Source organism: Streptomyces sp. NBC_01306 (assembly GCF_026340465.1).
GTDB lineage: Bacteria > Actinomycetota > Actinomycetes > Streptomycetales > Streptomycetaceae > Streptomyces.
The window spans coordinates 1-14,299 of the sequence record NZ_JAPEPC010000004.1 but is presented as its reverse complement, the minus strand read 5'-3'; the positions used below and the strand labels follow the sequence as shown (position 1 = coordinate 14,299).

Here is a 14,299-nt window from a genome sequence, read left to right as displayed (position 1 = left end):
CGGCCCCAGACCACCGGGGCCGGCCTTCCGCGTTCCCGAAGCCGTCAGGGCCCGGTGAGGATGTCGTGGGTGCCGATGCGACGCCAGATCACGTGCGGGGTGTCGGGGCGGCGTGCTGGTCCGTATTGCCACGTGGCGCGCCCTGCGGGGCCGGTGCCCATGGACCAGGTGAGTTCGTAGATCCCGGTCGCCCGTTGAACGCGCTTGATGCGGAGGCCGGCGCGGAAGCGTCCTCCGGCGCGCAGGTCCTCGACGAAGGCCGCCACGGTCTGGCGGAACTTGCGGCGTTGTTCCGGGGTGAGGCGGTCCAGGTCGGCGGCGAAGCGCGGCAGGGTCTCGTACGTGGGCACGGTGAACCTCCAGGACGCACGAAGCCCCCGGCCGGTCGGCCGGGGGCGGTGGTGGCTGTTCGTGTTGAAGGGCGTCGGTGACTTGGTGTGCTCAGCGGCAGTTGACGGTCCGGGGAGTGGTGCGCTGGTGCGCGTTGGATGGCGTGAGAGTCGGCTGGAGGCGGATGTCGTAGTGGGGGGTGCTGTCGGTGCGCAGCATTCGCACGGCCGCCGTCAGCTCCCGTCGCGGTCGTTCATCAGGTCGTTCCACTTCTGCTCGATGACCGGGTCGTTGGTGCAGCGGGTGCAGTGGGGCAGGTAGTCGGTCCGTGTGGGGTACGGCACGCCAGCCGAGCGGACGACGACCCTTGGGCGACGCGTGAGCGGGCGACGGCACAGCGGGCAGAGGTCTTCGTGGAGAAGATTCGTTTTCATGCGGCGCACTGTGCACACGTCGGCGGCTTACCGTCTCGGGCTGCCGGGACAGCCCGCCTGGCGGGCGCTCCGGTAAAGACTTGGTGATGGCCTCCCGCCCGGCGGGAAGGACCCCGGATCGCGCTTTTATGCAGGTCATGACCGGTGTTCCATGGCCCGGTGATCAGCAAATCGGCGCTCCGTCCGGGTGACGGAGTGCGCTACCTCTTCCGCGGCGTGATGGTCGGTGACGGCCACCGCCCCGCAGGCACGGCGCTGCGCGACGCCCAGGACGAGGCCGGCGTCCCGCCCGGGATCTGGCGGGGCCGGGGCCTGGAGGCGGTCGGCCTCACGGCCGGGGACGTGGTGAGCGAGCGGCAGGCCGAACTGCTCCTGGGGGAAGGCCGGCACCCGGACGCCGACCGGATCGAGCGCGAGCGCCTGGAGGCGGGCGACGATCCGGCGAAGGCCCGGCGGGCGGGCGTGCTGGGCAGGCCCATCGAGCACAACCGGTCGCCGAAGACGGAGAAGGCCAAGGAACGCGTCCCCTGGCTGGGCATGGACCTGGTGTTCCGGCCGCCGCCGACGGCGCACATCGCGTGGGCGCTGATGGGTGACGAAGAACGGCGGGTGCTGGAGCTGTGCCAGGACATCGCCGTGGACAAGACGCTGGAGTGGCTGGGGGAGTCGGTCGCGCAGATCCGGTCGGGGAGCGGCGGCAAGCACCGCACACCGGTCCGCGACGGGCTGATCGTCGCAGTGTTCCGGCACTACGAGTCCAGAGCTGAGGAATCGAAGCCGCTGCTGCACGATCATGCGGTGGTGTCGATCCGCGCCCGCCGGCCGGACGCCAAGGGCACGTGGGGCAACCTGTCGGCGGACACGCTGCTGTCGCATATCGTCGCCGCCGACACCCTGTACCTCCTGTTCTTCATGGAAGAGGTGTCCGCCCGGCTCGGGTGGGCCTGGGAGCCGCGCGAGGTGACACCCGGCCGCCGTCCCGTCATGGAGATCGCGGGCATCGACCAGCGGCTCATCGGCTGGCAGTCCACGCGCCGTCAGCAGATCGAGGAAGCGATGTTCGTCCTCACAGCCGAGTACGTGGAAGAGCACGGGCACGAGCCGGGGGAGAAAGCCGCCTACGGGCTGGCCTGCCGGGCCGCCGACCGGACACGCCCGCCCAAGCGCAAGGAGCCACGGCCGCTGTCCGAACTGCGCCAGCGGTGGCGGGAGTCGGCCATCGACGCCTTCGGCGCCGACGTCATCAACCGGCTGGCGCAGCGGGCGCGAGCGGCGGCCGCCGCGGTGTGGGCGCGGGTGCGGCCGGTCATCGACGTCGCCCTGGCGGCCGTCGACGTCGTCGCCGTGGTGTACGTGATGCGCGGGGCGTTCAAACGCCACCACCTGCTCGCCGAAGCGCGCCGCTACCTCTCCTACGTCCTGCGCGGCCGACCCCACCAGCCGGGCCTGGACGAGACGATCGTGCAGACCGTGGTCGACGACTACACCCGCCCCGTCGCCCGGGGCCTGATGATGACCGCCGACCTGCACGCCCTGTACCCGCGCGACACCAGCGACCAGGCCGTGCTGCGCCCGCTGACCCGCAACCGGACGCTTCCTCTCTACGCGCGGGCCCGCCTCGCCGCCGACGCGTTGAAGGCCCGGATGCACGCGGCGCGCCGTGCGGAGCGCCTGGGCTCCCGAGCCCGCCCGCACACCGTCGCCGTGCCCGGCACCTCGAGGTCCGGCCTGCTTCCGTTGCGCCCGGACCGGGAGGCCAACCGCGCCCAGGAGCAGCAGCAAGGAACCGAGGCTGCCGCGCTGGAGCAGACCCGCGCCACGATCGAGGCCGTCGCCCAGATGGCCGCCAAGCTCCAGGACACAGTCCGGGAGCGCGCCGCCGCCCGCTCCGCCGCCCGCGCCGCCCGGCAGCGGCCCACCCCGCCGGCACCGTCACACACCCCGCCGCCCGGCGTGCAGCCGACGCCTGGCCGGACACCCACAGGAGGACTCGCATGACCACACCGGAGACCCCCGAGATCCCGGAGCCGAAGGACGTCCTCGCCCGAGCCCGCGCAGCCAGTGAGGAGATAGCCGCCGCGCTCCATGAGGACCAGGAGCCCGAGCCCGAGAAGCCCGCGGGCTGGCAACCGATCTGGAAGCGGCCCCGGACACCGAAGTCGAAGGCAGCCAAGAAGAAGCAGCTGGAAGATCAGCGGGAGCGGCTCCAGGACGCCGCCAAGCGCCGCCTCGCCGCCGGGGAGTCGCGCCGGCCCCGCTCCCGGCAGAGCCGGATCGGCAACGCGGCCGCGCGCCGCGATGCCCGCGCCCTGTCCCGGGTACGGCACTCCAACGCCTGGCTGCGGTGACGATGCCCGGCATCGTCCACCGAGTGGAACTCACGATGTCCTGCACCCGGTGGCGATGCACGCCACCGGGTGGAGCCCACTCAGTGGCGTCCACTCAGTGGAGCCCGCCCAGTGGACTCCACCGTGGTGCGCACCGGATGACGATGGACGCCACTCTGGTGCGCACCACGATGTCCGCCACCGCACCCGGTGCGCCTCGCGACGATGCCCGGCACTCTCGCGCGCACCACGATGTCCGGCACCCGATGCTCCGGACTCCACCCGGTGCGCACCGCCCGGGTCGTACGCATCGGCGGGCCCGACCCCTTGTCCACCTCCAGGCGGGAGGTCGGTGACCCCTTGTCCAGGTCGGGGCGGGCGCACGTTTCCCCTTGACCACGTTGGATAGCGGAGCGTTTCCCCTTGTCAGAGCCGGTCTCGGCTTTCGATCAGACAAAAGTCAAGGGGCTGTGTGATATAGGAGCCCGCTCCCGCCTGCGGACGGTGAACCGTGACGGATGCGCGCACTCGATCCGCGCGGCGCGCGGGGTGCACCGCACCGTCCGGGAGGTGCGGTGCACCGGATGCGCGCGGCGCGATGCACGGTGCGCACGGAGCACCGCACCTCCGGGGAGGTGCGCGCACCGGATGCGCGCGGCGCGGTCCACGGTGCGCATCGCGCGCGCCTCCCCCCGGTGGCGCGCGCACCGGATGCGCACCACCGGCGGGCCCGGTGCGCACTACACGGCGGTGAGGCGCACCGGGTGCGCACCGGCCGGTGCGGGGTGCGCATCGAGGGCCTGGCCCACGCCGACGGCCTCCAGCTGGCGCAGGACATCGGCGACGTCCTCGTGGTCCTCGGTGAGGAACTGCGCGGCGAAGTCGATGACCGCGCGGGCGATGCCCTCCGCCGCGTCCGGCCCGGCCTGCGCCCAGACCCGCAGCGAGGTCACGAAGACGCGCCCGAGGGCCTCCAGGGCGAACGTGTCCGCGCACGGCTCGCCCGCCTGCGGACCGGGCAGCGCGGTGACCGGGACGACGATCCGGGTGACGACGTCGACGAGCAGCTCGGGCATCCGCGGTTCGGCGCCGGCGAACTCGCGGGCCGCGTCGACGTCGTCGGCCTGGACGGCCCGGAGGTAGTTGAAGGCGCTGATGGCCGCGTGCGGGGTCATCGGGGCGAGCGGCATGGTGGTGGTGTCGGGCATAGGTGGCTCCTCATGTACGGGCCGTCTCGCTGATCGGAGGGCCGCAGGATGTGATTGCTGGCGGGGGAGGCGCGGGGCGGTGAGCGCGGGGCTCACCTGGCGCGCGTCACGGGGCGGTGGTGTCCACCGGGCAGGCCGCGGACGATGCCGGCCCGCGCGTCCAGGAGCAGGCGGCCCCTCGCGCACGACTCGTAGGTGTTCAGGGCGTGGGCGATGTTGTCGCGGCTTTCGCGTTCGACGAGGACCTCCGCGATGAAGACGAGGATCGTCTGGGCGATGCCCGGGGCGGCGTCCGGTCCGGCCTGCTGCCAGTTGCACAGGCCGTACAGGAAGACCTTGCCGAGAGCCTCCAGGGCGAAGGAGTCCCATGTCGGTGCGTCGTCGTCCGGGCCGGGCAGAGAGGTGCCCGCCTCGACGATCCCTTCGGCGATGCCGGTGAGGAGGGCTGACATGTGCGGTTCGGCGAAGATGAGCTCGCCGGCTATCCGGGCGTCACCGGCCTGGATCGCCCGGAGATACCTGAAGGCACTCGCCACTGCTTCCTCGGTCAGCGGCTCGAACAATGCATCGGCGGGGCTCTGCTGCATGACAACTCCTCATCGATGGCCCGCCACGCTGATCGCGGCGGCCTCAAGAGGAGCCTCTAATTGCGGCCCTGTGGACAGAGTCCGGGCACCGACGGTGAGCACTGCCTCGTAGCCACCGCGCCGCGTTTTCCCTTGACCACGTTGGCTACGTGCGACATACCGCCCATTTCGATGGGGGAGAAATCTCCGTCCCGGCACGCTGCGCGACGACCTGGGAAAAGGCGCTGCCGCCTGGGACATGCCACTGGGAGACTGCGGGGATGACCACGCAGCGGCTGCCGTTCCCGGTCCCGGACGACCGGGCCCACTACTTCGTCACCGGCTACGCCGACATGCACGACCTCGTTGAGGACCTGGTCGTGCCCGACGGTGTGCCCGAGGCTGCGGCGACGGTCCTTCGTACGGCCCGCGAGCTGCTGCGCCAGTCGTACTACTGCTACGAGTTCTCCACCGTGGCGGTCATGCACTCCCTGATCGCGGTGGAGATCGTGCTGCGCGACCGGATCCCGGACGCGGGCAAGAAGCCGCTGCACCAGCTCATCAAGCAGGGTGCCGACGCGGGCATCCTGACCGCCCGGCAGGCGGAGTACCTTGATGACGGCCGTAAGATCCGCAACCGTCTGGTGCACGGCCAGACCACGCACGCGGTGATGCCGCCGGCCATGTCGGTGCCGATGGTGACGACGTCGTTCGCGATCGTCTCCGAGCTCTGCGCGGCGCCCGCCGGATGATCACGGCTCGGTAACGGTGATCAGTGATTCGTCACACCGTTGGCTTTCTCGACACCTCTAGCAAGTGAGGGGGGATTCCATTCGGCCCCCCGCGCCACCTGCGTGAGGAGCCACGTCATGACGTACAACAGCAGCGCCCGGCAGCCCGACCCGGAGCCGCTTCCGACCTGGACAAGGGGTGCTGAGCACCTTCCGGGCGACCCGGAATCCAGTGCCGTGAACGGTGCCGCGAACGATTCCAACGTCGTGCCCATCACCGCAGCTCACACCGCCCGTCAGGGTGCCCTCCAGCACGCCGACACCTCTCTCCCTTTCCCTGAGACGTCGGCGAAGGGGAAGAAGTCCACTCCCACGGCCGGGAAGGTACGGGCCGATGCGCTGCGGATGCTGGGGTGTGTGCGGATAGCGACGGTTCGGCAGATGGCTTCGGTGATCACGGCGGAGGATGCGGATGGTCGGTCGTACGTGCGCAGGGCGATGAAGAAGCTGGCGGAGCTCGGCCTGGCGGAGACGAACGGCAAGGCGGGCAAGCATCCGATCTGGAACCTGACGGTGGCGGGGCAGAAGGCTCTGGCTGACGGCAACGAGCTGCCTCTCCGACCGAAGGCCGGCACCGGAGCGAAGGCGGTGAAGGCCGGGTTCGGTCCGCACGGGGTCGCGGTGACGGACACGATCCTCGCCTTCGGCGGCCGGGACCATCTGACCGGCTGGCAGGTGGAGGTCAACCACGCCATCAAGGAGACCGGCCTCAGCTTCAACACCGACGCCGTCCTCGCGTGGCCGACCAAGACCAGCGAGGTGCGCCTCTTCGAACTCGACAACGGCACCATGCCCCAGGCCCGGCTCGCACGTGAGGTTTGGGACTACGAGCGCTACGCCGGGCACCGCGTCTGGGAAGGCGCCCGCGGCACGATCGGCGGCACGTTCCCGTTCTGGCAGCGCCACCGCTACACCCGCTCGAAGACCTTCCCGCGGCTGCATGTCGTCTTGGCAGGAAAGGCGGAGCACCTCCTCGACAACCGCCTCCAGGCGCTCGCCGCCGACGTGGAGGGCATCGCCGTGGCGGTGTGGGCGAACACCCTGCCCAGGCTCCAGCGGGGCGATCCCTGGTACGAGATCGGCGTCGACGACCCGTACGTTCGCCGCGAGCGCTACCCCGAGCCCGCCGGCCGCTGACGTCCGAGCCGGGCAAGCCCTTCGGTGCGGGAGGGCTTGCCCGGGGGCGGCCCGGCTACGCCATGGCGGCGGCCACGGTCTCCAGGACGACGCGCTGCTGCGGGTCGACGGGCACGTCGGCCTGGCGCAGCGAGCGCAGCGTGGTGCCTTCGGCGCACAGCCTGCACAGCCCGATCACCGGCATCGGACCGGCGCCGATCAGGGTGTGCGAGGAAGAGCTCTCGTAGACGGGCCGGTAGCAGCCGGGGCACAGGCGGCAGTCCTCGAGGTCGTCCGCCGGCGGTGCGTCCGGACCGAGCACCGGCACGATCCGCAGGAGGCTCTCCCCTGCTTCCGCCCACAGGCCCATCGGCCGTTCCGCGCTCCGCTCGAAGACGACGTCGCCGTCCGGGTCCTCAGGGGTGCGGACCCGGGCCAGCGTGCCGACGCCTTCCTCCGGGTGGTCGGGCATGAACGCCAGGACAGTCTTGTGGCCGGGGCTCTCGGTCACACCGAAGACGTGGCCGCGCCCGGCCGCGAGGGCCGCGCCCACCTCGTTCAGCCCGCCGTCGACGTCGTTGCGCAGGCGCAGCGGCCAGGCTGCCGGAACGCCGTCGATCTCGGCAGGGGAGGAGGTGATCAGGATGCCGTTGCCGGACTGGCGAACGTCCAGGTGCTGCATCCCCTCGGTGGAGTGGAACGCGGTGCCGAACCACTCCGTGGCCGGGCGGTCGCTCTCGCCCCGTGAGCGGCGTGGCTTGTGCTGCTTGTGACGTCCCATGCTGTGCCTCGCAGACGTGACCCCGTGCGCGGGCCGATCGGTCCGCTGAACGGCACAACCGGCAGCCCGCCGGCCCCGGCACGCCGTGGACCCGTCGGCCACCCGTCCGGCCCACCCGGCTGTCGCTTTCGGCGCGCTGCTGACCGTACGGGGGACAGATCCGGCCCTGGTCTTGACCGAGGGGGCCGGGGCGCGGGACGGTCGGCGCAACTAAGCGCAACCGACTCGACACGGGAGAGCGCCATGACGTTACGGTTCGTCGGGATCGACCCGAACACCGGAGGCGGTGGATCGCCGACGGTGTGGGTGGAAGAAGAGAGCGCCGACCTGATCCTTCAAGGCGAGGAAGCCGAAGCGTTGTTGAAGGCGATGGTCGGCGGGACCGAGTGGGTGCCCGGCCACGCGGCGGGCATTCCGCCGCACGAGACGGTGATCCGTATCCCCGTCCGGATGGCGTCGATTCTGAGGGAGGCGTGCAATGTCGCAGAGCAGCGTGCCGGACTTCGCTGAACTGCTGAGGGGCGCTCAGCACAGCGCGGTGCACCTGGAGATGCGCGACCGCTACGGCGTCGGCGATGAGGCCGAAGAGATCGAGCTGTTCGCCCGGACCGGTCAGATCGACCTGGACCCCACGGCCCGCTGGTGGCCCGAGTGGCTCGGACTGGTCAGGGAGACCCTGGCCAGGGGAGTGGTGATGCGGCGCGCCCGGATCGTCTCCGAGCCGGTCACCGACTACATCCGGTGGGAGCACGCCGCCACCGTGCTGAACGTGGGCGCCGGCGAACAGGTCCGCTGGCTGCCCCGCCGCAACGCCTCGGACATCGCCCTGCCGGGCAACGACTTCTGGCTGATCGACGACCGCCTGGTGATGTTCCACTTCTTCAGCGGCGACGGCGACTGGGTCGACCCCGGCTGTGAACTCACCGAGGACCCGGCCGCGGTGAGCCTGTGCGCGTCGGCGTTCGAGACGGTCTGGGAGCGCGGCATCCCGCACGAGAAGTACACCGTCTAGGCCCCTGAGCAGCCACATGACCGCCTCTCCATCCTCCAGCGCACAAGCAGCCCGCGAGGCGCTCGCCGTGCGGCTGCAGCACCTGCGCAGGGACGCCGGCCTCACCGGGAAGGAACTCTCCGCCCGGTGCGGCTGGCATCCGGCGAAGACGACCAGGATCCAGAAGGGCGAGGCCCCGCCCTCGGACGCGGACATCCGCACCTGGTGTGCGGCGTGCGGCGCCGACGACCAGACCGAGGACCTGATCGCCACCGCCCGCGCCGTCGACTCCATGTACCTGGAGTGGCGCCGCCTGCACCGCAACGGGATGCGTACCGTCCAAGAGGGCTGGTACGCCCTGCACGAGCAGACCCGCGTCTGCCGGGTCTACGTCTCCAACGTCCCGCCGGGCTTCTTCCAGACCCCGGCGTTCGCCACCGCCCTCATGGGGCAGATCACGACCTTCCAGGGCACGCCGAACGACGTCGCCGAAGCCGTCGCCGCCCGGGTCGCCCGCTCCCGGTTCCTCTACGAGGGCGGCCACCGCTACGTCGTCCTCATGGAGGAATCCGTCCTGCGCTACCGCACCGCCGACCCCGACGCCATGCGCGGGCAGCTGCGCCACCTCCTGGCCGTGATGCCGCTCGCCTCGGTCTCGCTCGGGATCATCCCGTTCACCGCGCAGCGCACCGTGTGGCCGCTGGAGGCGTTCTACCTCCACGACGACACCCAGGTCGTGGTGGAGACCCTGACGGCGGAGATCAAGGTGAAGCAGCCGCGCGAGCTCGCCGACTACGCCAAGGCGTTCACCGGCCTCGCGGAGATGGCCGTGTACGGAGACGGGGCCCGCACGCTCATCCGGGCCGCGATCGACGCCCTGGAGTGAACCTCCGCAATTCTCCGCAACTTCGTTGAGGGCGCCGCCCGTAGCTGCGTAGCGTCGACGGCACCGACGGACCACCAGCCGGAGAGGCGGGTCCCCATGCGTGCACACACCGACTCCACCGCCCCGGCCCCGGAGGGCCGCGGCCTTCAGCCGCCCGCCTACGGCGTTCCCTCCCCGGCCCTGCTGGCCCGCGCGGACCGCGGCTTCGCCCGGTTCCTCGCCCAGCAGAACGAGGACCAGGACGACGGGGCCGACGGCGGCGAGGACACCCAGCGGTGACCGCCGGCCACCCGCGCGAAGACGCCCCAGCAGCGAGGCCCGCCATGCATACCAGCAGCCACACGGTCCTGTACGACCCCGACGGGCTGATCGAGGCGGAGCTCCCGCTCGACCGCGAACCGTACGAGAGCCTCGTCAAGGCCGTGCTCGCGTGGACCGGCGAGGACACGCTCGCCGAACGCGACTACGAGCAGATCGGCCTCCAGCTGACCGGCCACGCCCGCGCCGTCGCCTCCGACGTCCGCCGCCGCGCCGACCAGCTGCCCAAGAGCAGCGGGCGCCGGGCGCTCGCCGACGTCGTCCTGCGCGAGGCGGAAGGTCGGCTGTCCGCGCCGCTGGAGGGCACCGTGCACTGCGTCCAGAACCGCGCCCGCCTCGTGCGCGCCCTCTACGAACGGCTGGACCGCCTGGAGGCCGCACCCGCCCCGGAGAGCGTCGCACCGAGCGGGGGCTGAGCCGGTGTCACTTCGCCCGTTCTGGCTGCAACACCCGGTGCAACACCACCGCGCGCAACGCCCTGCGTTTCACATCTGACCTGCGGGAACACCCGAAATGAGCCGGGACGGCCCGCGTGTTGCACCCGGCGTTGCAGGTCCTCACAGACATCCGGCGCCGGACAGCCGGCCCACCGACAGCACGAGACCCCGGGCCTTGGCGAGCCCGGGGTCCGGTCGGAGCGGGGGAGCGGTCAGTAGTCGTCGCGCTCGGAGGGCGGCCCGTACTGCTCGATGAGGTCGCAGGTACATGTACCGCCCGCGTAGAGCGTCTTGTCGCACTCATCGTGGTGGTCACGCTGAGGCGGTGCGGCCTGCACGGCGGCGGGCTGCGCCGGAGCGTCCTGGGCGACCCGGACCGCTCCTGCCCAGTCGACGCCCAGCGCGGCGAGGGCGGCGAGCTGGTCGGCGCTGAGCTTGTCCCGCCTCGATTTGACGTTCGAATTCCACACGCCCAGCTTCACGGTCACCGGCTCCGCCTCGCCGTCGACCACGATCGTCTCGCTGTGCCCGCGCGGCACGGGCCGGTCCGCGCCTTCCCGCTCCACCCACTGCGCCAGAGCCGCCAGGCCCCGCTGGAAGGCCGCCTCCGCCTTGCTCCCGGCCTTCCTCGGGCCCTTGGCCGCGTCGGCCGGCGCTGCGGGGAGCTCCGCCGGGGCGGCGGCGGTCAGGGGGAGGGTGGCGCCGCGGATGCCCAGGGCGGTCAGCCGCTCGCGCTGCTCGGGCAGGAGCTGCGCCCAGGTACCCGGCTCCTGCTGACGCCACCTCCAGGTGCCGATGTCATCGCCGTCGTGCATGACGCCGCCCGCGATGTAGGGCAGCACGCCGTCGGCGTCGACCAGATCGGCGAGCACCCGGTAGTGCCGCTGCCAGTTAAGCGGCCACGGGCAGTCCCAGTCCGGGTCGATCTCGGTGAGCTGCTGCGCGCGCTTCGCCGCCCGGTCCGGGTCCTTCCCGAGGCCGCCCTTGCGGCGGAGGTTGGCGAGGTGCTGGCCGACGGGCACCATCGCCTCGCCCTCGCCCCACACCGCGTCCTGACGGGGCGCGAGGTGCCCGGTGGCCCGGCGGTAGGACCGGAGCGCGGCGAGCTTGCTCTCCCACGCCTCCTCGCCCGGCTCCCACACCATCCCGGCCTCCGGGGCGTCCAGCAGCGTCTTGCGCCGCTCCTCCAGCTCACCCGCCCGCAGAGCCTTCCGCTGCTGATGCACCCATCGACCAAGCGGAAACGACTTCGTGACCCCCACTTCGACCTCGACGTCGTAGGGCACGGCGTGCACGCCGGTGATCTCGTTCTCCGCCCGCCAACGGATCAGGGCCTGGTAGCCCTCCAGCCACACCAAGGACTCCGGCCGGTAGACCCGGGTCCGCAGGAACGCCGCGATCGTCGCCGCGTCGCGCGGGCTGGAGAAGTGGAGCAGGGCGGCTTCGGCGGCGGCCTGGGTGTCGTCGTCCTCCTGGTCCTCGCCGTCGCCCGCGCCGCCGGCCCCGACGATCTGCCCGTCTTCGTCACGCTGGACGTGCACCTTGCGCTTGCCGCTCGTGAGCGCACGGGAAGCGAGCTGCTCAACGAGTCGGTCATCATGCGAGCGCAGACCCTGGAGGACAGCAACAAGGGGGCGAAACGAGGCGCTGGCGACCATGTCGGTGGGGTCCTCGTTGGGCTCCAGGAACACCGGAACGATGATCCGCGCCACCTTCGTGGAGCCGTCGCGGTTCAACCTGAGCGCGCGGCCGATGTTCTGCACGATCTCCACCTGGGAGCCGCGGGTGTCCGCGAAGCAGATCGAGTCGACTCCCCGCTCGCCGGTGATGTCCACGCCCTCCCCGAGAACGCGAACGCTGGCGAGGAACGCCCGGTGCACCCGGCGCCCGGCCGCGTCGATGCCGTTGGCGAACTGGCGCAGCGCTTCCCGGCGTTCGGCTACGAGGTGGTCGCCGCACAGCCACGCCGACCAGACCCGGTCCGGAGGTACGTGGCGGCCGGCCTCCAGCTCGTAGAACTCCGCGTCGATGGACGACGCGGGGAGCTTGTCGGCGGCGGCCAGATCGGCGTCGGAGGCGTCGTTCAGGTACAGCGCGGCAGCCGTCTCCGGCAGCTTGTCAGCGAACGCGCGGGCCTCTTCAACCTTCTGGTGGAACGTCATGACCGTACGCAGGTTGTACGCCGCCGCGTGCTCCAGGAGCGCGGTCTGCAACAGGGCCAGGCGCCGGCCCCGCTGCGCCTCCTCCGACTCCCCGAGAACCGGCGAGGGATCGCGAATCTCCAGCACGTCGATCTCGAATCCGGCAAGGATTTCCCGCTCGATGGCCTCGCTCAGACCGAGCTCTGCGAGCCACGCGCCGTAGGTTCCCTCCGGGTCGTCCGACATGGTCGCGATCTCCGCCTCCTGGCCGTCCGCGCCCTTCTGCGGGCGGGCCGCGGCGAGGATGCGCGGGGTGGCGGTGAGGTAGAGCCGGAAGTCCGACGGGATACGAGCGTTGTCGTGAATCGCCGCCCACGGACGACCAAGATCACCAGCGGTTCCATGGGCCTCATCCACGATCGCGAGGTCGAAGCCGTCCATGCGCTGCCCGTAGAGGCGCTCCCCGCCCGCCAGAGCGGCCTCCAGCGGCCCGCGAACCCTCCGCTGGCCCACGGGAGCGTCGATGTCCTCACGGTCCACGAGAGAGGCGTACGTGGCGAACACGATGACGGGCCCGTGCCCGGCCCACAGAGCGAGCTGGATCGGGTTCGTGGTGGTGCGCACACCCAGCTCGTTCAGCACCGCGTCGTTCTCCAGCGAGCACACCGCGACCATCGGGGCCCGGTGGCCCACCAGGCGCCACGCCTGGGCGGTCTGCGCGAGCAGGTCCAGGGTCGGCACGGTCACGAGGATCCGGCCGTCCGCGAAGCTCTCCAGCGCGCACGCGGCGGCCGTGATCGTCTTACCCGAACCGGTCGCTGACACGATCGTTCCCCGGGCACCCTGCGGGGGCACAGATGACCTTGCAGGGAATCCCACCCACTTCCTAAACGCGGACCGCTGATCTACCTGGTGTTCCTTGAGCCGAATCGCTGACATTCCGTGCCTCCCCTGGAGTTGAATTTCTGCGGTCTTTCAGAGGGCCGCGTGCGGAATGCAGGCCGCGCCCATGTCGTTCCAGATCGACGCATCCGCCTTGTGCCAGCCGCCGGGCTTTCCGTCCTTGAAGGGCGGCTTATCGTCCGGGTCGTAGTGACCGGCATCGAGCGTGCAGACGACGTAGTCCCCATCGCTGTTGACCGTCCGGGCCGTGCACAGACCGCCGGCCTCGCCCAGCGCCTCCAGGACCTGGCGGTGCCTGGTTGTGTGCGGGTACGTGGCCGGCAGTACGGCTTCCCGGACGTACCTCTCCAGCCGCACCAGGTCGGCGCGCTCACGCTGCCTCACGTCCGCGATGTGTACGGCCAGTTCAGCGGCCCCGGCCGACCGGCCGCCGCGCCGGAACCACTCCCGGTCCGCGATGCCCACCAGAGCCTCGCTCACGGCCGTCACACCCTTGTCCCAGCCGTCCTCGAACTCAGGGCGACGAGGGCGCGGCGCCATGCCGTCCAGCTCCACCACCTGGCACTGCGCCCCGGCGACCGCCCCGGCCTCCAGCGCGGCCACCAGGTCGTCAGCCTCGCTCGCGGGCACGCCCTGCGCCTCCAGGAGCGCGAACACGCGCAGCCGGGCGTTCACGGCCGCAGTCTGGTACTGCGTCACCCGGCGCAGAGAATCGCTGCTCAGCGCCGGATCGGGTCCGGTAGATTCGTGGTGACCGGTCATCTGCGGTCGTTCCTCTCGGAATTCCGGGGAGGTTCCCGGGTGGTTGGGGGGTGTCCCGTTTTTCCGCCAACGGTACATGCTGCATCAACCCGATGCACGCGGTACACTAGAACCCACACGAACGAGCGACCCCCCATCTCGTAGCCAGCCCGGCCCGCGCCAGCGGGCCCCAAGGGACTGGAGGCGCAGCCGGAAGGACCGTCAGGCGGGGGAGCGCAGCGGACCCGCCGGGAGCGCCCCGCGCTCCCCAACTCCCTTACTGGAGGCCCCACAAGCCGCACCCACGGACCCGATCGGCCCGGCCGCGC

General features: G+C 71.4%; 15 protein-coding genes. 9 read left to right on the top strand and 6 right to left on the bottom strand.

Annotated features, from left to right (window positions below; all coding sequences use genetic code 11):
• Positions 1-44 precede the first annotated feature (44 nt).
• Entirely contained in the window at positions 45-350 is a 306-nt protein-coding gene (locus OG385_RS37085; protein ID WP_266862543.1) for a hypothetical protein, read from the bottom strand.
• Positions 351-983: 633 nt separating this feature from the next.
• On the opposite strand from OG385_RS37085, the gene mobF reads away from it, so the two are divergent.
• Together mobF and OG385_RS37075 are read left to right on the top strand one after the other, a co-directional pair.
• A complete protein-coding gene (gene mobF, locus OG385_RS37080; protein ID WP_266862623.1) occupies positions 984-2,762 on the top strand; it encodes a MobF family relaxase in 1,779 nt (592 codons plus the stop codon).
• Positions 2,759-3,112 carry a hypothetical protein gene (locus OG385_RS37075; protein WP_266862541.1) on the top strand — a complete coding sequence of 118 codons (354 nt, stop codon included), beginning with the start codon at positions 2,759-2,761 and terminating at the stop codon, positions 3,110-3,112. The genes mobF and OG385_RS37075 overlap by 4 nt, the downstream gene beginning before the upstream one ends.
• Positions 3,113-3,831: 719 nt before the next feature.
• Here the strand turns inward: OG385_RS37075 and OG385_RS37070 are convergent.
• Both OG385_RS37070 and OG385_RS37065 read right to left on the bottom strand, forming a co-directional pair.
• Positions 3,832-4,299, bottom strand: a complete 468-nt coding sequence (locus tag OG385_RS37070; protein ID WP_266862539.1) for a hypothetical protein — start codon at positions 4,297-4,299, stop codon at positions 3,832-3,834.
• A gap of 92 nt (positions 4,300-4,391) precedes the next feature.
• Positions 4,392-4,886 carry a hypothetical protein gene (locus OG385_RS37065; RefSeq protein ID WP_266862537.1) on the bottom strand — a complete coding sequence of 165 codons (495 nt, stop codon included), beginning with the start codon at positions 4,884-4,886 and terminating at the stop codon, positions 4,392-4,394.
• A 260-nt stretch (positions 4,887-5,146) separates the two neighbouring features.
• Between OG385_RS37065 and OG385_RS37060 the strand changes: the two genes are divergently transcribed.
• Positions 5,147-5,617 carry a hypothetical protein gene (locus tag OG385_RS37060; protein ID WP_266862535.1) on the top strand — a complete coding sequence of 157 codons (471 nt, stop codon included), beginning with the start codon at positions 5,147-5,149 and terminating at the stop codon, positions 5,615-5,617.
• 117 nt (positions 5,618-5,734) lie between these two features.
• Positions 5,735-6,793, top strand: coding sequence for a replication-relaxation family protein (locus tag OG385_RS37055; RefSeq protein ID WP_266862533.1), 1,059 nt, complete (start codon positions 5,735-5,737; stop codon positions 6,791-6,793).
• Between the two features lie 55 nt (positions 6,794-6,848).
• Here the strand turns inward: OG385_RS37055 and OG385_RS37050 are convergent, their stop codons facing one another.
• Complete coding sequence (locus OG385_RS37050) at positions 6,849-7,553, bottom strand: hypothetical protein (RefSeq protein ID WP_266862531.1); 705 nt, start codon at positions 7,551-7,553, stop codon at positions 6,849-6,851.
• A 243-nt stretch (positions 7,554-7,796) separates the two neighbouring features.
• Here OG385_RS37050 and OG385_RS37045 point away from each other — a divergent pair, with 243 nt between their 5' ends.
• The 5 genes from OG385_RS37045 (at position 7,797) to OG385_RS37025 (ending at position 10,164) form a co-directional block, all read left to right on the top strand.
• On the top strand, positions 7,797-8,063 hold the full coding sequence (locus tag OG385_RS37045) for a hypothetical protein (RefSeq protein ID WP_266862529.1): 267 nt from the start codon (positions 7,797-7,799) through the stop codon (positions 8,061-8,063).
• Positions 8,032-8,565: a DUF6879 family protein gene (locus tag OG385_RS37040; RefSeq protein ID WP_266862527.1), complete on the top strand. Its 534-nt coding sequence runs from the start codon at positions 8,032-8,034 to the stop codon at positions 8,563-8,565. The genes OG385_RS37045 and OG385_RS37040 overlap by 32 nt, the downstream gene beginning before the upstream one ends.
• A 16-nt stretch (positions 8,566-8,581) precedes the next feature.
• Positions 8,582-9,430: a helix-turn-helix transcriptional regulator gene (locus OG385_RS37035; RefSeq protein ID WP_266862525.1), complete on the top strand. Its 849-nt coding sequence runs from the start codon at positions 8,582-8,584 to the stop codon at positions 9,428-9,430.
• 96 nt (positions 9,431-9,526) lie between these two features.
• Positions 9,527-9,709, top strand: coding sequence for a hypothetical protein (locus OG385_RS37030; protein ID WP_266862523.1), 183 nt, complete (start codon positions 9,527-9,529; stop codon positions 9,707-9,709).
• A gap of 44 nt (positions 9,710-9,753) precedes the next feature.
• The gene (locus OG385_RS37025) at positions 9,754-10,164 is read left to right on the top strand and encodes a DUF6415 family natural product biosynthesis protein (protein WP_266862522.1); all 411 of its coding nucleotides are present in this window, start codon (positions 9,754-9,756) and stop codon (positions 10,162-10,164) included.
• A gap of 233 nt (positions 10,165-10,397) precedes the next feature.
• Here the strand turns inward: OG385_RS37025 and OG385_RS37020 are convergent, their stop codons facing one another.
• Both OG385_RS37020 and OG385_RS37015 read right to left on the bottom strand, forming a co-directional pair.
• Entirely contained in the window at positions 10,398-13,265 is a 2,868-nt protein-coding gene (locus OG385_RS37020; RefSeq protein ID WP_266862520.1) for a DEAD/DEAH box helicase, read from the bottom strand.
• Between the two features lie 36 nt (positions 13,266-13,301).
• On the bottom strand, positions 13,302-13,928 hold the full coding sequence (locus OG385_RS37015) for a hypothetical protein (protein WP_266862518.1): 627 nt from the start codon (positions 13,926-13,928) through the stop codon (positions 13,302-13,304).
• Between the last annotated feature and the right edge of the window lie 371 nt (positions 13,929-14,299).